This window comes from Diaphorobacter sp. HDW4A, from assembly GCF_011305995.1.
In the GTDB taxonomy this organism is placed as follows: domain Bacteria; phylum Pseudomonadota; class Gammaproteobacteria; order Burkholderiales; family Burkholderiaceae_C; genus Diaphorobacter_A.
In genome coordinates this window covers 5556636-5573581 of the sequence record NZ_CP049910.1, presented here as the reverse complement: position 1 = coordinate 5573581, position 16946 = coordinate 5556636, and the positions used below count along the sequence as shown (strand labels likewise).

At 64.0% G+C, this 16946-nt stretch carries 20 protein-coding genes; 16 read left to right on the top strand and 4 right to left on the bottom strand.

What is annotated here, in order from left to right; all coding sequences use genetic code 11:
- The first annotated feature begins 207 nt into the window (after positions 1 to 207).
- Together G7047_RS25500 and G7047_RS25495 are read left to right on the top strand one after the other, a co-directional pair.
- The gene (locus G7047_RS25500; RefSeq protein WP_019726278.1) at positions 208 to 522 is read left to right on the top strand and encodes a DUF736 domain-containing protein; all 315 of its coding nucleotides are present in this window, start codon (positions 208 to 210) and stop codon (positions 520 to 522) included.
- 243 nt (positions 523 to 765) lie between these two features.
- Entirely contained in the window at positions 766 to 1458 is a 693-nt protein-coding gene (locus G7047_RS25495; protein WP_166311136.1) for a YozE family protein, read from the top strand.
- 4 nt (positions 1459 to 1462) lie between these two features.
- Here G7047_RS25495 and G7047_RS25490 read toward each other — a convergent pair whose 3' ends face one another.
- A complete protein-coding gene (locus G7047_RS25490; protein WP_166311135.1) occupies positions 1463 to 2098 on the bottom strand; it encodes a hypothetical protein in 636 nt (211 codons plus the stop codon).
- Between the two features lie 40 nt (positions 2099 to 2138).
- A complete protein-coding gene (locus tag G7047_RS25485; RefSeq protein ID WP_166311134.1) occupies positions 2139 to 2429 on the bottom strand; it encodes a helix-turn-helix domain-containing protein in 291 nt (96 codons plus the stop codon).
- Positions 2430 to 2740: 311 nt separating this feature from the next.
- Here G7047_RS25485 and G7047_RS25480 point away from each other — a divergent pair, with 311 nt between their 5' ends.
- The 13 genes from G7047_RS25480 (at position 2741) to G7047_RS25415 (ending at position 14075) form a co-directional block, all read left to right on the top strand.
- A complete protein-coding gene (locus tag G7047_RS25480; RefSeq protein ID WP_166311133.1) occupies positions 2741 to 3091 on the top strand; it encodes a DUF2958 domain-containing protein in 351 nt (116 codons plus the stop codon).
- 351 nt (positions 3092 to 3442) lie between these two features.
- The gene (locus tag G7047_RS25475; protein ID WP_166311132.1) at positions 3443 to 4249 is read left to right on the top strand and encodes a DUF2285 domain-containing protein; all 807 of its coding nucleotides are present in this window, start codon (positions 3443 to 3445) and stop codon (positions 4247 to 4249) included.
- Positions 4250 to 4332: 83 nt separating this feature from the next.
- Entirely contained in the window at positions 4333 to 4623 is a 291-nt protein-coding gene (locus G7047_RS25470) for an AlpA family transcriptional regulator (RefSeq protein ID WP_166311131.1), read from the top strand.
- Between the two features lie 26 nt (positions 4624 to 4649).
- Positions 4650 to 5492, top strand: a complete 843-nt coding sequence (locus G7047_RS25465; protein WP_166311130.1) for a replication initiator protein A — start codon at positions 4650 to 4652, stop codon at positions 5490 to 5492.
- A 256-nt stretch (positions 5493 to 5748) separates the two neighbouring features.
- Complete coding sequence (parA, locus tag G7047_RS25455; RefSeq protein WP_166311128.1) at positions 5749 to 6387, top strand: ParA family partition ATPase; 639 nt, start codon at positions 5749 to 5751, stop codon at positions 6385 to 6387.
- Positions 6384 to 6665 carry a chromosome partitioning protein ParB gene (locus G7047_RS25450; protein WP_166311127.1) on the top strand — a complete coding sequence of 94 codons (282 nt, stop codon included), beginning with the start codon at positions 6384 to 6386 and terminating at the stop codon, positions 6663 to 6665. Before parA ends, G7047_RS25450 begins: the two co-directional genes overlap by 4 nt.
- Positions 6662 to 7207, top strand: a complete 546-nt coding sequence (locus G7047_RS25445) for a DUF2840 domain-containing protein (RefSeq protein ID WP_166311126.1) — start codon at positions 6662 to 6664, stop codon at positions 7205 to 7207. Before G7047_RS25450 ends, G7047_RS25445 begins: the two co-directional genes overlap by 4 nt.
- Entirely contained in the window at positions 7204 to 7779 is a 576-nt protein-coding gene (locus G7047_RS25440; RefSeq protein WP_166311125.1) for a S26 family signal peptidase, read from the top strand. The genes G7047_RS25445 and G7047_RS25440 overlap by 4 nt, the downstream gene beginning before the upstream one ends.
- Complete coding sequence (locus G7047_RS25435) at positions 7776 to 8441, top strand: hypothetical protein (RefSeq protein ID WP_240939264.1); 666 nt, start codon at positions 7776 to 7778, stop codon at positions 8439 to 8441. Before G7047_RS25440 ends, G7047_RS25435 begins: the two co-directional genes overlap by 4 nt.
- Complete coding sequence (locus G7047_RS25430) at positions 8438 to 10420, top strand: relaxase/mobilization nuclease and DUF3363 domain-containing protein (protein ID WP_166311124.1); 1983 nt, start codon at positions 8438 to 8440, stop codon at positions 10418 to 10420. The genes G7047_RS25435 and G7047_RS25430 overlap by 4 nt, the downstream gene beginning before the upstream one ends.
- A gap of 215 nt (positions 10421 to 10635) precedes the next feature.
- Positions 10636 to 11979, top strand: a complete 1344-nt coding sequence (locus G7047_RS25425; protein ID WP_011517535.1) for a ferric reductase-like transmembrane domain-containing protein — start codon at positions 10636 to 10638, stop codon at positions 11977 to 11979.
- A 14-nt stretch (positions 11980 to 11993) separates the two neighbouring features.
- Positions 11994 to 12659 carry a response regulator transcription factor gene (locus G7047_RS25420; protein ID WP_011517534.1) on the top strand — a complete coding sequence of 222 codons (666 nt, stop codon included), beginning with the start codon at positions 11994 to 11996 and terminating at the stop codon, positions 12657 to 12659.
- A gap of 60 nt (positions 12660 to 12719) precedes the next feature.
- A complete protein-coding gene (locus tag G7047_RS25415) occupies positions 12720 to 14075 on the top strand; it encodes a HAMP domain-containing sensor histidine kinase (protein ID WP_240939263.1) in 1356 nt (451 codons plus the stop codon).
- Positions 14076 to 14088: 13 nt separating this feature from the next.
- Here the strand turns inward: G7047_RS25415 and G7047_RS25410 are convergent, their stop codons facing one another.
- Both G7047_RS25410 and G7047_RS25405 read right to left on the bottom strand, forming a co-directional pair.
- On the bottom strand, positions 14089 to 14796 hold the full coding sequence (locus G7047_RS25410) for a VIT family protein (protein ID WP_035884269.1): 708 nt from the start codon (positions 14794 to 14796) through the stop codon (positions 14089 to 14091).
- A gap of 41 nt (positions 14797 to 14837) precedes the next feature.
- Entirely contained in the window at positions 14838 to 15389 is a 552-nt protein-coding gene (locus tag G7047_RS25405; protein WP_011517532.1) for a cytochrome b, read from the bottom strand.
- A gap of 321 nt (positions 15390 to 15710) precedes the next feature.
- Between G7047_RS25405 and G7047_RS25400 the strand changes: the two genes are divergently transcribed.
- Positions 15711 to 16934 carry an efflux RND transporter periplasmic adaptor subunit gene (locus G7047_RS25400; protein ID WP_034690650.1) on the top strand — a complete coding sequence of 408 codons (1224 nt, stop codon included), beginning with the start codon at positions 15711 to 15713 and terminating at the stop codon, positions 16932 to 16934.
- Positions 16935 to 16946 lie beyond the last annotated feature (12 nt).

Below are 16946 nucleotides of genomic sequence, written 5' to 3'. Positions count from 1 at the left end.
GCTTCATGGCTGCAACCGTCCGGCGAAAACAATTTCCCCTGCTTTGTCACTGCGTTCGGCGCATTCCTCGCGGGACAAATTCTTTTCGCCTCCCGGCCCTCCACTGCGTTGCGGCCGCAAGCGGTGCAGCCCGCCCGTCCCCCGCCGACCGGATCACAACAAGGACGCGATGGGCGCGAACCTTGTTCCACCGTAAGGAGTTTCATCATGGCCAACATCGGCACCTTCACCGCAGACAAAGACGGCTTCACCGGCACGCTTCGCACCCTGACGCTCAACGTCAAGGTCAAGCTGGTGCCCAACGACAAGGGCGACAACGAGAAGGCCCCGGACTTCCGCCTACAGGCCGCCAGCCACGACATCGGCGCGGCGTGGAAGAAGACCAGCGAGGCCGGGCGGGAGTACATCTCCGTGACCCTCGACGATCCTTCGTTCCCGGCCACGGTCTATGCCCGCCTGATCGAGGGCGAGGACGGCACGCACGACCTGATCTGGTCGCGTAGCAAGCCCCAGGCGGCGTAACCGCCGCAGCGCCCCGCTTTGGCGGGGCGTCAGAGAGGCAAGGTCGCAGCGACACAGAGTTACTTCTGTCGCCAAGGTGCACGAAGCGTGTAAACTGGACGCAGGCCTTCTTGCAGGCCTGCCCGCCCACAAGGCGAAGTCGTTTCGACAGCACGAAATAAGCGAGTCTTGGCTTGACCCTATGGTCGTTGCTGACTCGGTGTGTGGGCGCATCGAAGTCACTGCGACCGCGGAGTTCAACCCATGGCCGTTTCATTCTCATCTTCTCAAATCGACCGCTTCAAGCGCGAAGCCAAGAAGCTCGTCCGTGAGCTTTCCATTCCCCATAGCGAAGCATTGGATCGCATTGCAGCCCAGCAGGGCTTCAAGAACTGGTCTCTGCTGGTCAAGCACAGCGGCGCTGCGCCTGCCATCAAGGGCGCATCTCCGATGCTGCGCAAGTCTGCACCCTCAAGCCAGGGCAGGTATTACCTGCATGGAGATCAGGACGAAGACAACCCGGCTCTTTTCTACTGCGCTCGATGTGATGTCTTCACGGAGGCGGAGCATTTCGATGATCCGCAGCAGCATCGAGGCGAAACGCATGGCGAGCGTTATTTGGGATCGCTCGATCGCTGGAACCAGCGGTCGCTGGAGTCGAAGGTCAACTGGCGCCGGCCTGCTGATGCGGTAAACCTTCTGGCCGGCATCGCCATGGCCGAGCGCGATGCGAAGGAAGCAGCGCGCGCACCGTTTCATCGGTGGCTGCTCACCCAGGTTGACAGGGGTGATCCGGTCGGCGATCTCGCGGTGGATGCTAGACGCGACAAGACATTTCCCACTGGGGCTAGCAACCGCCGAGAACTTGAACGCTACCTCTCCCGGCATGGAGACCATGTGGTGCGAGCACTGAGAGAGGCTTGGCGCGAGTTTTCCGCAAGTCAGTTGGCCGCCTGACCGTTCACGCCATGACCCGAAGCGGTGGCCGACCTTCAACAGGCAGCTCCCAAAGCTGCTTCCGGGTCATGCGAATGCCGGGCCGATTGATCTGACTGTCGTTGGCCATCTCCAGCATTCGCAAGTTCTTTGAGCGCAGCACCTCCAACGTGCACGGCGTTTTCTCAAGATACTCATGAAAGCTGATGTGGTTCGCTACGTCCTTTTCCCAGTTCTTGACCTGGTGGATGCCAGCATAGAAGCCGCTGGGCGGTGGAACGATGCGAACACCCAATTGTTGGAGCCAGCCTTCAACATTCGGGTACTTTTTTGACACGGCGGTGGGCACGATCAGGTTTTCCGGGATTCCGTGGAAAAAGAAGTCCGGCTTCTGTGACCACGCCCGCGTCAGAAACTCTGTTGGGTGCACCAACGTTTTGCTGGTGCCAACCTCCGCGTAAAACGCGGCGGAGGTGTGGTCAGCCAGGACGTAGTAGACCAAGTGCTCCCGTTCTGCGTCCTCAATGCTGTCAAGCTTTACCTCCAAGGCTTTGCTTTGCCATTTCAGGCGCTTGTCCTTCAAGACGTACAAGTGCTTGGACGGCGTGATGAAAAGCTGGTGGATGTAGTTGGGGTACGGCGATCTGTAGTGATTGAGCATGTCGATATTCGGATTCGGAGAACTGAAATGGGATCACGGGTCAGCGAGTGGGCGCTGCCTCTTTCAGCATGGCGATCTCACTTTTGACGCGAGCAATGAGGGCATCGACGCCCTTGTCATCCCCACCGTAGGCCAGTGTCAGCAGCGTCAGGGGGTGGACCTCCATGACCTCACACAGCTCGGCCAGCTTGTTCAAGGTGGGGCTCTTGAGGTCGCGCTCCAGCGTACTCATGTAGGTGCGGCTGGAGACGTCCGAGAAGTCTTCCTGGCTCAAACCCCGCGCCTTTCGGATGGTCTTCAATGCCTCCGACAATGTGTGCTTCGCTGCCAACCTTGGATCTCCTCAAAATCCAAGATGACAGCCGATTGCGTTCTATAGAGCTACAATCTATAGTGTTCACAGCCTGGGGTTTTCCGGTTTTGCTCTTTTACAGAAATCCGCCTTTGCGGGTTCCCACAGAGGAACGAAACCGCATCCGTGGTTTTCACCAGATTCGTGGAAGCGGCTTTGCGCTTTCACGCTTTGGCGGATTCGAGGCAAGACGCATCCGTGCTTTTGCCACAGGCTTGACGATGGTTTGCGTTTGCCTCTTGGGGGTCGAGGCATGCGGGCGCATTATTGCCGTTTTGGGGGACTGAGCCATGACCGACCCACTGACGACCGAGCAGGAACGCGCCGAACTGCTGGCCCATGGCCAAAGCCGTGCGGCGGGCCTGCCCATCGACCCGCTACCGGTAGTGCGTCTTTTCACACCGGACGCGCATGCCACCTGGCTGCTGGTATCTCTCGATCCCGCAGACGGGGATACCGCTTTCGGGATCATGGACGTGGGCATCGGCATGCCTGAGCTGGGAGAAATCCGGCTTTCTGATCTGGCTTCCATCGTCGGCCCGAACAAACAGCCCATCCTGCGGGATCGGTATTTCAAGGCAGTGCGGCCCCTGTCCGAATATCTGCGGCTCGCGCAGGAAAACGGCGCCATCGTCGATTGAGCCGTTCCCGCCACGGCCAGGCCTGGCGGATTGAGACTATTTGGGTCAGGTCTCAGACAAATTCGGTCTGAATCGGCATTCTTGCGTCAGATCGATATTGCTGTGACTCAAACAGTCACGATCTTTCAAGCGGTTTGCGGCATGGTGGTACTTGCCGCGAAGCGGTTGTAGGCATCGCGGCCGCCGCATTTAGACGAATTTTGCAATACACCAGAGCTAATGGTTCTTGACAGGCCTGTGATTACCAATGCTTACATCCTACCCCGGTTTTGAGGATGGTGGGAGCCCGATGCGATAGCTCCGCATGTTGGCTCGTGGCGGCGTCCCTGCTACTGGACGGGAGCCTTCGCCATGGTCGATCCCCAGCTCTATGCGCACCACCACGCGCACTGGTATCCCACCGCTGCCTACCTCTACATCCTGTGGCTGGATGCGCTGGCCCTGGCCTGGGAGTACCTGCGCAGGCACCCGGACTACCGGCTTGACTGGCAGCGCCGTCATCGCCGCGCGCGGGCAGTACCGCCCGCCGAACAGCCCGCAGCGCCCCGATGGGGCCTGCGCCTTTTGGAAAACCCGGATCTCGATGCGCGGGACGCGCATCCGGCCTGGCTACCGGGGTCGCACTCCGTGGTGCAGCTCTACCCGGATGCCGACCCGCCCGCCGATGCCATGGCATTCGACCTCTGGCGTATCCCAGGCCACAAGCACCTGCAGCATGACGGCAAGGGCCTGGCGCTGATCGCGCGCAGTCCGGGGTATTGGCAGCGCTATGCGCTCGCGCCGGGCCTGGAGCACGGCATGGCGGTCGTCCATGCCTGTCGCGGACATAGCGACGGCATTGCCATACAGCCGTCTGGCGGGCCGGCGTCCGATGCCCCATCGGCGGCCTGGCCCCGGCCTCCGCCCGCGGCCTTGCTGGAGTTGCACACCCTGCAGGCGCTCGACGCCACCCTGGCGGGTGCGTCCTTGCACCAGATCGCCGAGGGGCTGTTCGGCGTGGATGCGGCAGCCGGTTGGTACAGCGACGGAGGCCTGCGCTCCAAGGTGCGCCGCCTGGTGCGGCGCGGTGAGGCGTTGATGCGCGGCGGCTATCGCCACCTAGCACAACTGCCACCGCTTGAGAAGGGTCGTTTTGAAGGGGACGCAAAACGACCCTGAGCAAGAGGGCTTCGTTTTCTGAGACTGCCTCTATCCGGTTGCGCTGTGTGGCCGGAGCTTTGAAAGCTATGGAGGTTCTCACCATGCGTCCTGCTCCCTTGCGGCCTGCCGCCGCTACAGGCACTGCCTCGACCGCTGCCGCACAACCGCAGCGTTACCTCACCAACGACGAAGCCGCTGACTACCTGCGCCTGTCCCCGCGCACGCTGGAAAAGCAACGCGTGTTCGGGGGTGGTCCCAAGTTCCGCAAGTTCGGCAGGCGCGTCATGTACGCCGTGGCCGATCTCGATGCCTGGGCCGCCGAGCGCAGCTTCGAGTCCACGTCCGATCCCGAGTACGCCGAGCATCACTCGGCGGACAGCCGTGCGCGCTAAGCGCTGGAGCGCGGGAGGCCATCGCCATGTCCAGCCCCTCAGGGGCCGTCCGGCAGGAGCGCGAACAGCTCGACCTGTTCCGCGCCCTGCCGGGCGACATGGCGCCGCGCGACAGCCAGGACCTGATGGCTTTTCCGTTCTTCTCGCTGGCGAAGTCGCGGCGCGTGGCGCCCATCGACTTCCAGGCAGGAGGAGTCACGATCCGCGTGGAGGGTACCCAGGAGCATGGCATCGCCACGATCTGGGATGCGGACATCCTGATCTGGGCCGCCAGCCAGATCGTGCAGGCGCGCGACGCGGGCCTGCACCCGTCGCGGCTGATGCAAGTGCGGCCCTACGAGATCCTGCGCTTCATCGGGCGCGGTACGTCGCTGCGCGACTACCAGCGCCTCAAGGCCGCGCTGGATCGCCTGCAGTCCACGACGGTGGCTACTTCGATCCGGGAGACCACGGGAAGGCGGTTGCACCGCTTCTCGTGGATCAACGAATGGAAGGAGCTGGCCGACGCTCGCGGCACGCCGCTCGGGCTGGAGCTGATCCTGCCCGACTGGTTCTACGCGGGCGTGCTGGATGCGGCACTGGTGCTGACCATCGACCCGGCGTACTTCCGGCTCACCGGGGGCATCGAGCGCTGGCTGTACCGCCTGGTGAGGAAGCACGGAGGGCGTCAGCCGGAGGGCTGGCAGTTCGACTTCCGGCACCTGTACCGCAAGTCGGGCAGCAGCACGCGGTTCTCGGACTTCGCCTACGACCTGCGCGCGCTGGTCGCGCGGCAGTCGCTGCCCGGCTACGTCCTGGGGATCGAGCGGATGCCGGACGATGGGGCCGAGCTGCTGACGTTCCGCGCCGTGCCGCCCACGGCACGGTGATAACCGGTGCGCAGCCTGTGGACGGACTCGTGCTATCGGGAGTACGGGGTCTCGTGCTATCAGGAGTACGACCCTCGTGCTATCAGGAGTACGAATCGGCCGTCAGGCCGCGCCGGCATTGGGTTTGCGCCCCCCTTAACTTACCTAACGTAATTCATCTAACTGGTAGTAGAAGCGCCGTGCCACAGTGGACAACCACCGCGAGGCCAAAATCGCAGCGGCAACAGCCGGGCTTTCCGACACGGAGGGCCAGGCCATGATCGTTGCTCTGCTCAACCAGAAAGGCGGCGTGGGCAAGACCACGCTCGCCACCCACATCGCCGGCGAGCTGGCGATGCGCGGGCAGTCGGTCATCCTGCTGGATGCCGACCCGCAGGGCTCCGCGCTGGACTGGACGCAGCGCAGAAGCCAGCAAGGTCTGCCAAGGCTATTCAGCGCCGTGGGCCTCGCCCGCGAAACCCTGCACCAGGAAGCGCCAGAACTCGCCAGGCGGGCCGATCACGTCGTGATTGATGGGCCACCCAGGATTGCGGCCTTGGCGCGCTCTGCGCTGCTGGCGGCCGACCGGGTGCTGATTCCGGTACAGCCCAGCCCCTATGACCTCTGGGCCAGCGCCGAGATGGTGGCGCTGATCCGCGAGGCGCAGGTGTTCCGGCCGCAGCTGCGCGCAGCCTTCGTCATCAATCGGCGCGTGAGCACCACCGTGATCGGGCGCGAAGCGCGCGGCGCTCTGGCCGAGCAACCGCTGCCCGCGCTGCGCTCGGAAGTGCGTCAGCGCATCGTGTTCGCCGACAGCGTGGCCGCTGGCCGGCTTGCACGCGAGACGGCGCCCGACAGCGCCGCCGCTCGCGAAATCACCGCGCTGGTCGATGAACTGCTGCGGTGGCCGTCATGACAGCGAAGCCACCAACCACGCAGCCCGGCAGCAAGCGCCCGGCCAAACGTGTCGGTATCGGTGCACGTCCGCCCTCGAATCCACAGGCTGAAGCCTGGATTCGCCAGGGCGATGCCGATGCACTCACCAAGGGCGATGTGTTCACTGCCCGCCTGACCCTCGACATCACGCCCGCCATGCGCTCGCGCATCAAGGTGTCGGCCTTCACGCAGGGCGTGACGGTGGCCGACCTGCTGCGCGCATTGCTGAAACGGGAGTTCCCGGAGCAAACATCATGACTGCATCCGCTTTGCCTGCCGCTGACGCGGCCACGGCGGCACCGTCGCCACTGCTGGCCGCGCTTGCTGCGCAACCAGCCTCAATGCCGCTGACGCGCGTTGCACTGGCCTATGTGGACCAGCGCATCGAAATTTATCTGCGCTTCGGCGAGCCGGCGCACATCATTCGGTTCGACCGCTGGCGGCGCTGCGCGGTGTTCCTGCCAAATGCCGTGTTCTGCCGCATCCGCTGGCAGTCCAACGACTACGGCACGATCCGCTGGCAGCTCATGGTGATGCAGACGTGCACGCCCTTGGATGGCGCGCAGCGCATCCCCGGCGTGCAGCCGGGCGCGCGCCTGCTGCTGCACGCCGAGGGCGAAAACCAGGTGCGAGCCGTGCTGGAGCGCATCGACGCCATCGAAGCGCTGGGCATCGCGCCTGCTACCGTCTCGCCCGCGTACTGGCGCACGCTCGCCAACCGGCTCGCTGCGCGCCTGCCGTTGCCTGAATACACCGCCGAGAGGCACGCCGCCTGTCTGGCAGGGAGGGCACTGCCATGACGATCCTCTCCACCATTGCCAGTACGTCCGGTGGCGCGTTGCGTCCTCGCTCGCGCCTGCGCGCTCGCCTCGTGCTGGCGTGCCTGTCCGCCTGCGGCCTCGCTGCGCTGGCCTGGGCGTCTTTTGTGCGGCCGCTGCCACGCCTAGTCTACAACCCGTCCGACAGCGTGGCGGTCGGCTGGTATCACGTCGGGCCACCCGATGCGCTGCGCGTCGGCGCCATTGTCCTGACCACACTGCCGCCAGACGCTGCCGCGCTGGCCGCGCAGCGCCGCTACTTGCCGGCGCGCGTGCCGCTGCTCAAGCGTGTGGGCGCCATGGCACCGCAGCATGTGTGCATCTTCGATGCGCTGGTGTGGATCGACGGCGTGCCGGTGGCCGCCTTGCTGCCTGCTGACCGGCTGGGCCGGCCGCTGCCATTCTGGCCGCACTGCCGCCGCCTTGAAGCGGGTGAGCTGTTTCTGCTGAGCAGCACCAATCCGGCGTCATTCGACAGCCGGTATTTTGGGCCGGTGAGTGTGTCCAATGTGACCGGCGTGGCGCAGCCGGTCTGGCTGGAGAAACAGCCATGACCGCCGCACTCGCGCTGCACGTCGCCGTGCATTGCATCGTGCCACCGGGCATGTCGTCTCGGTGCATGGCGTCGCGCACTCGCGCATGTCGTGCGCGTGCATTCGCACCGCACTTCACGCGGTACTTTGCGCGGCATTCTGCGTTGCTGTCCGATGTGCCACTGATTGCACCGCAGGCCGTCGACTCGCTGCGCATCGGCGTGCAGCCCGTCGTGCTATCAGGCGTGTTCGCTCGGATACAGGTGCCGCGTCGCCGCACATGGCGTGCCCGTGTCTTAGCACGGCACACCGCGCTGCATCCGGTCCTGCATCTGGCCCTGCATTCCATACCGCCGTCCAACGTGCAGGCGTCTTGCCTCGAACGTGCCGGGCCTGTGGCCCTGGCCGCATTCGCTGGGGCGCTGGCTGCTCACACAGCAGCGCCACCAGACCGCAGGGGGCGAGAGCGAGAACCTGGGGCGCGAAGGGAGGCCAATGCGGAAGGCAAGACAAAAGGACGCGGCACCGGGCCGCGTCGAAAGCCAGTCTGCACGTGGGGTTGGCGCAGCACGGCGCGGCTTCGCCGCCGTGCCGCCTGTGGCGCGAGGCCCGCGCCAATGCAGGCGTGTCCGAGTGCTTCGCACGACCGGACACGCCTCAACTTCCCGGGGAGACAACCATGACCGACCGCCGCGACGATGATTTCCGCATCCGTCCCAGCGCCCCGAAGCACCGGGGCCAGGGCTTCGTTTCCAAGGTACTCAAACAGGCCGGCAAGGCCAGCAGCGGCAAGTCCTCCGTGCGCAGCCCTGGAGGAGCTGGCAAGGGCGCTGGAACCGGCCAGCGTCCCGGTTCGCGCCTGGGGCGCGGTCACACAGCGGCGCGCTTCGCGGGCGCGAAGCTGACGTCCCTATCGCGGCGCGTCACCATCAAGACCTTGCTGGTCAACCAGCAGCGGGCCAGCCCGCAGTCGCTCGCCAAGCACCTGCGCTACATCGAGCGCGATGGCGTGGGCCGCGACGGAGAGCCGGGCCAAGCCTACGGGCCGCAGACCGATGCCGCCGACCTCGATGCCTTCAAGGAACGCTGCGCCGAGGACCGGCATCATTTCCGCTTCATCCTCTCGCCCGAGGATGGCGCGGAACTCAAAGACCTGCGCACCTACACGCGGCACCTCATGGGCCGCATGGAGGCCGACCTGGGCACGGGCCTCGATTGGGTGGCCGTCAACCACTGGAACACCGACAACCCGCATACGCACATCGTCGTGCGCGGGCGCGACGACACCAGCAAAGACCTCATCATCGCGGGCGACTACATCGCCGATGGCTTCCGCCATCGGGCCGCCGAACTGGCGACCGAATGGCTGGGGCCGCGCACCGAGCTGGAGATCCAACAGACCTTGCAGCGCGAAGTGGAACAAGAGCGGTGGACGAGCCTGGATCGCACGCTCAAGCGCGAGCTGGGCGACGATGGCCTGGTGCATGTCGAACGGCTCAACGAACCGAGGTTGCAACGCCAGCGCCTGCTGTTGATCGGCCGGCTGCAACGCTTGCAGCGCCTGGGCCTGGCCGACGAAATGCAGCCGGGCACCTGGGCCGTCCATGCCGACGCCGAAAAGACCCTGCGCGCCCTGGGCGAGCGCGGCGACATCATCCGCACCATGCAGCGGGCCATGCGCGGCGAGCCGCGCGAGCTGGCGGTATTCGAGCCGGGCGACGACGGCCGAACCATCCTCGGCCGCGTCGCCACAAAGGGGCTGGCCGACGAACTGCGCGACCGGGGCTATCTGGTCATCGACGGGGTGGACGGCAAGGCCCACTACGTCGCGCTCAACGCCCGCGACGAGCTGGCGAACTATCCCGCCGGCGCCGTGGTGGAGGTGAAGGGATCGGCCGCCGTGCGCGCGGCCGACAAGAACATCGCCGCGCTGGCGAGCGATGGGCTGTACCGCACCGACCTCCACCTAGCCATCGCGCAAGGTCAGGCCGGACCGGGCCGCGATCCGCAGGAAGTCGTCGCGGCCCACGTCCGCCGGCTCGAAGCCCTGCGCCGCGCCGGCATCGTGGAGCGCGTGGCCGAGGGATTTTGGAAGGTGCCGGACGACCTGGCCGAACAGGGCCGCCGCTACGACGCGCAGCGCCTAGGCGGCGTTGCCGTCGAGTTGAAATCGCACCTGCCCATCGAGCGGCAGGCCCGCGTTATCGGGGCCACCTGGCTCGACCAGCAGTTGATCGGCGGCGGCACGGGCCTGGGCGACCTGGGCTTTGGCGGCGAGGCCAAACAGGCCATGCAGCAGCGCACCGACTTCCTGGCCGAACAGGGGTTGGCCGAGCGGCGCGGGCAGCGCGTGATCCTGGCGCGCAACCTGCTGGGCACGCTGCGCAACCGGGAGCTGGCGCAGGCCGCGAAGGACATTGCAGGCGAAACGGGCCTGGAGCATCGGCCCGTGGCCGACGGGCAGCGCGTGGCCGGCATCTACCGGCGCAGCGTCATGCTCGCCAGCGGGCGCTACGCGATGCTTGATGACGGCATGGGCTTCTCGCTGGTGCCGTGGAAGCCGGTGATCGAACAGCGATTGGGGCAGCAGCTTTCCGCGACGGTTCGCGGCGGCGGGGCGTCCTGGGAGATTGGGCGGCATCGGGGGCCAACCATTTCTTGAGTCAAGGTAAAGCCACAAGCCGGTGGGCAAAATTAGATTTTATCCATAGATGGGTGATCAATCCAAAGCGTTACCAAAGGTTGGGATGCCAAAATTAGAATTATCTGTAATTTCGGATACACGGCCACATTCAAAGGCACGCTATCGCGTATATGGATTGATGGTTTCCGACCAGTGCCGCATGCGCCTTCCGCAGAATTTGGGGCAAATCCACGATGAAGAGAATAATTTGGACGTTCTGGTTTTTTGCGCTGGCATTGAGCGCTTTATGGCTTTTTACCGATACGCTCTGGCCTGCACAGTCCAACTACTTCGCCCTGCGAACGGTATGGATTCAATACAGCGGCGTACTGGCCATCGGCGCGATGTCCGTGGCGATGATGTTGGCCACGCGCCCGGCGTGGCTGGAGCCCAGCTTGAACGGACTGGACAAGATATACCGCCTGCACAAGTGGCTCGGCATCGCTGCTCTGACCGCTGCAACAGTACACTGGCTGTGGGCGCAGGGTACTAAATGGGCCGTAGGCTGGGGCTGGCTGACGCGCCCCGCGCGCAAGCCCCGCGCAACGGCCGATTCAATGGGCTCCATTGAATCGGCGCTGCGTGGCTGGCGTGGACTGGCCGAGGACTTGGGCGAATGGGCCTTCTACGCCGTCGCCGTGCTACTGGTGCTGGCTTTGGTTAAGCGCTTTCCCTACCGGCTGTTCGCCAAGACGCACCACTGGATGGCAGCGATCTACTTGGTGCTGGCCTTCCACACCTTGGTGTTGGTGCAGTTCTCCTACTGGGCCCAGCCCGTGGGCTGGGCTTTGGCTATGCTGCTGGCGAGCGGCACGGTATCGGCGGTGTGGGTGCTGCTGGGCCGAGTCGGTGCGCAGCGCACCGCGCACGGTGTCATCGAATCGCTGCAGACCTACCCTGCGCTGAACGTGCTGGAAACCACCCTGCGGATGGACCCGGGCTGGCCCGGCCACCGGCCCGGACAGTTTGCCTTCGCCATGTCCAACCCGAAAGAAGGCCCGCACCCCTACACGCTAGCCTCAGCCTGGGTGCCGGAAGACCGGCGCATTACCTTCATCACCAAGGCGCTGGGCGACCACACCCGCCGGCTGCCTGAGCGCCTACGGGTAGGCGACCAGGTAACGGTCGAGGGGCCTTACGGCTGCTTCACTTTCGACGACGAGAAGGCCCGCCAGATCTGGATCGGCGCCGGCATCGGTATCACGCCATTCATTGCGCGCATGAAGTATTTGGCGCAGCATAAAGGCCAAGACGCACGCCCGGTCGATTTGTTTCATCCTACGAGCGACGTTGATCCGCAGGCCATCGAGAAACTGCGCGCCGACAGCCAGGCGGCCGGCGTTGTGCTGCACCTGCTCATCGACAAGCAGAACGGTCGCCTGACGGGTGAACGCCTGCGTGCCATGGTGCCGGGTTGGAAAGACGCCAGCGTCTGGTTCTGCGGCCCCACGGCCTTCGGCCGCGCGTTGCGCGCCGACCTGCTGGCCCAGGGGCTCGAGCCGGAGGCGTTCCACCAAGAGCTTTTCGAGATGCGCTGAACGGAAGAAAGCACATGCGCGTATTGATCGTGGAAGACTCGCAAACGCTGGCCGAAGCCCTGAGCCAGAGCCTTCAGTCGGAAGGCTATGCCTGCGATACAGCAGCCGATGGCGTGTCCGCGCTGAAGTTTCTTGCCAGCTACCGGTACGACGCCATCATTCTGGACTTGATGCTGCCCCGGCTGGACGGCTTTGGCGTGTTGCGCGCATTGGGCCGGGAGGCCCATGCCGCACCGGTGTTGGTGCTCTCCGCGCGCGAACTGCTCGACGACCGGGTGCGGGCCTTGGATGCGGGTGCCGATGACTACCTGACAAAACCCTTCGAGCTAGCCGAACTGCTGGCTCGCCTGCGGGCGCTAGTACGGCGTCCGCCGCAACGGGACGTTCCAGTTCTGCGCCACGGCGATCTGGAGGTCGATCCGCGCTCGCGCATCGCGAGGTTCAAGTGCATTGATCTTGGGCTCACGCCGAAGGAGTATGGACTGCTCGACTTGCTGCTGCGTCGGCGCGGCGCCACGCTGTCGCGCTCGCAGATTTTTGAACATTTGTACGACAGCCGCAGCGATGCATCGGACAAAGTGGTAGAGGTGATCGTCAGCACCTTGCGAACCAAGCTTGCCCAGTGCGGCCTGGATGAACTGATCGTGACACGCCGTGGCTTCGGCTACATCCTGCCCTGAACGATGGTACGTCCCGATTCCGAAGCCCTTTCTGATGCGAGTCAAGGCGGATCCTGGTCCTTGCAGCGGCGGCTGGCTGCCAGCTTGGTGATCTGCATTGGAGGAACCTTCGCGATCCTGTTTCCCGTCCTCGACTACTGGATTGACCACGAAATCTATCGACGGATGGATACCACCCTGATGCAACGATCAGCGGCGGTGGGGCGCGTGCTGCAGGAGTTGGATGCGAGAAAGCTCGAAAGCCTCATGCCGGAATATGAGCATGGCGGGCATACCGAGTTCTTCACGGTCTTCGATTCACAGACCCACCGGGCCTTGCTACGGTCTCCCAGCAGTGCAGGCGCCGAGCTATCGCTTGGCCCGGTGGAGCAAGGCACCCCGCGCTATTACGACGTGACACTTCCGGATGGCCACGCGGGCCGCGCGCTGGCGACGCGCGTGTCGGTAACTGGAGAGAGGTCTCAGCTATTAGTCGTCGCAACAGAACGCCGGGATTGGGATCAAACCGAGCGGCGCATCCACTTTGCGCTCTTGGGCGGTATTGTGCTGGCAACGCTGCTAGCGACGGGCCTGGCGCTGCTCATGGTTCGGCATATCGTGGTCATGCTGGAGCGGGTCGGCGAGCAACTGGCCGATCTGCGTTCGGATCGGCCGATTGCGCGGATCGGAGCGGACTTTCCCCGTGAACTGCGTCCGTTTGCCGAAGCCTTCAATCAGGGCTTGCATCACCTGTATGCGGCCATTGTCCGCGAGCGCCGCTTCTCCCGCGATGTGGCCCACGAGTTGCGCACGCCCCTGGCGGAAATCCGCATCAGCGCAGAAAGCGCTTTGATCGATGCCGACCCGGCCCGAATCCAGCGCGCCCTGAATGCAATGATCCAGGCCAGTTCACGCATGCAGCGCAGTGTGGACACTCTGCTGTTGTTGGCGCGTCTTGAGTCCGGCCAACACACACTGGCGCTGGATCCTCTGGATCTGACAGCTTTGCTGCAAGAGTTACTGGCGGGACTCAACGTCCAGAAAATGGCACCCAAGTCACCCATCCGCGTGACTTTGCCTGAATCAGCATGGGTGCAAAGTGATCAGGGCGTGATCGAACGCATCCTCTCCAACCTCTTGCGCAATGCCATTGAATACGCGCCCGAAGGCGACGACATTCAATGTAGGTTGGAGCTCGAGGCATCCGGCTGGATGTTAACCATCGTTAACACAGCTCCCAATTTGCAGGCATCCGATCTAGATCAATTCGGCCTTCGCTTCTGGCGCAAGGATTCCGAAGGCGGCACGGCGCATCACGCTGGACTGGGACTGGCGCTGGCCCTGGCTCTCGCGCATGCCATAGACCTGCCGCTGGCGTTCTCACTGGACAACGGTCGGCTGTCCGCGCGGCTTGGCCCTTGGCCACCGCTGCTCTGAGATTGACGCAGATCTACACCGCAGTGCCGAACATGGCTCCCACGCCCGCTGTCACCGCCATGGCAAATGTGCCCCAGAACGCGACGCGCAGCGCACTTTTGAAGAGCGGCGTACCACCCACGGCAGCAGCCGCAGCGCCGAGCAGGGCCAGGAAGACAATCGCCGTCGCGACGATCCAATAGAGCAGGCTCTGCTCTGGCGCCAGCAGAACCACAGCCAGCGGCATGGCCGCGCCCACGGCGAAGCTCCCGGCGGACGCCATTGCAGCTTGCAGCGGGCGAGCGCTCAGCGTTTCAGAAATGCCCAGTTCATCGCGCGCGTGCGCGCCCAGCGCATCATGTGCCATCAACTGCGTGGCGACTTGATCCGCGAGCCGATGATCCAGGCCACGCCGGACGTAGATGGCGGCCAGTTCCCGATGCTCTGCATGCGGACTACGGTTCAGTTCATCTTGTTCCCGTGCCAGATCTGCCTTTTCCGTATCAGCTTGTGAATAGACCGACACGAACTCGCCTGCAGCCATGGACATGGCGCCGGCTACCAACCCCGCGATGGCCGTGGTCATGATGCTGGCATGGCTTGCATGGGCAGCAGCCACGCCTGCAACTAGGCTGGCCGTGGAAATGATGCCGTCATTGGCACCCAGAACAGCGGCGCGCAGCCATCCGATATGTTCAGTGCGGTGACTTTCAGGGTGGGCGCGGTGGTGAAATTTGGTCATTGGAGATTCGAATTCATGTAAAGCAGCCTGAGGCCAGTAGGTCAGGGGCGTCGACCGGGAAGCATGCGAACCACTGTGTTGTCACGCATGACGTAGTGGTGCAACAGCGCCGCCATCGCATGCAATCCGATCAAGACATAGCCCAATGTCGCCAGCGCCTCATGGACATCCTTGAGTTGGCGCGACAAAGCAACGTCGGTGCCGATCAGAGAGGGAACGGGCAAGCCAAACAGAACAATCGGCTTGCCCGCCGCACTCAAGGTGAGCCATCCGAGCAGCGGCATGGCGAGCATGAAGCTGTAGAGCGCATAGTGCATGCCATCGGCGAGCGTGGCCTGCCAGCGTGGCATGGGTGGTTGGATCGCGGGCTTCACGCCCGCCTGGATGCGCACCCCGATACGGATCACGACGATCACCAGAACGCTGAGGCCCAGCAGGTAGTGCAAGGACTTCATGGCGTCTCTCAAGGCTCCCTTGGGTGCCAGTCCGCGCAATTCCATGCTCGCATAGACCGCAATGATGAGAATCACGGTCAGCCAGTGCAAGCCTATGACCAAGGGACTGAAACGGTATTCGGAATTCTTGATGTCCATGGCGCATGGCCCCGATGTTTGAGATGGCAAAAAAGCGAACCGCTGGCTATCCTGGCTATCGGATCAAGTGACTGAGAAGTCAACTTACCGGCAGCTTGTGGCTCAAGACAAGCGGTTTTTTTCTGAATAGATCGTACAGAGAAAATTTCGCTTTCTCCAAAGCTTTCTCAAAGCTTCACCGAAGAACATGAGCTGATCTTTACAAGAGATCGACCGCATGTTTCGCCTCATTAACCTCGCGCACCGCTTCATATGCGACGAATTTTCAATTCGCGCTGTGTGCTCTCTACTCTGCTCTACGTCATTTGGGGCGGCACAAGCATGAGCTTCCCGACCTTGAAAGCGGCGGGCACCTCCAGCCGAACCAAGACCTTGGCCCTGTCCGCCGTCGGTGTGGCAGTTCTGGCTGCCGTAGGGTACGGCTGGTGGGCTTGGGCAACCCAGCAGACAACCGTAGCCGATAAAGACGCGAGCGAAGCTGTCGCCCAACCGAACGCTGGCGGCGTTCACCTCAATGCCACTCAGCTTCGCGCGCAGGGTGTGGAAACCGCACTCGTCAAGGATGCTGCAGTGATACCGCTGGATAGCTTACCCGCGCAGACGGTGGCACCACTCTCGGCTAGCGCGCAGGTCGTGGCGCCATATGGCGGTGTGGTGACGCGCGTTCTGGTCGATGAAGGCGCCGCAGTGCGCCAAGGTCAGGCACTGGCGCGCATCCAGAGCAAGGACGTTCTGGCGTCTCAGGCTGATCTGGCGCGTGCCCGCACCGAAGCGGCGGTGGCTACGGCGCAGGCCCGGCGCGATGCCACGCTCTTGGCCGAGGGCATCATCCCAGCCACGCGCAACGAGCAAACCCAGGCGCGCGCGGCGGCTGCGCAAAGTACGTTGCAAGAGGCCAATGGCGCCCTCGCACGGCTTCGACCCGTTAGCGGCGGGCAGGCCGGCGAGTATGAATTGCTGGCGCCTTTGTCCGGGCGGGTGATGCGTCGTCACCTGAGCCTCGGGCAGGCGGTCGCGCCGCTCGACATCGCCTTCATAGTGGCTCAGCCTGGCCCGCTGGATGTCAGCGTCGCGGTTCCGCTGCGCTGGCGCTCGGATCTCCACCCAGGCTTGGAAGTGCGTCTTCCCGATGGCACGATCGCTCGCGTGACGGCTGTTGGTGGCGACACTGACCTCAGTAGTCAGAGCCTGCGGGTACGTGCCCGCGTCGATGCAGATCAGGCAGGGGCAGACCGCTATGCGGCCGGGCAGCAGATCAGTGTCGCGCTGTTGCTGCCAGCACCGCAGGGCACCTTGAGCGTGCCATCGTCCGCACTGCTGCCAGCGGGCAGCGCCCACGTGGTCTACGTTGCTGAGCCGTCATCGCAAGACAAGCACGGCGACCTACGCGTCCGCGCTGTTCCGGTGCGACTGCTGGGGCAAGACGAATCAGAGGCGTCAAGCGCCGTGCGTGCCGTCTCGCCAGACACTGCGCCGCTTGCGGCAGGCATGCAGGTCGTCGTGCGCGGTACGGCACTGCTTAAATCCATGATTCCATTGCAATGAGGGGCGACCACG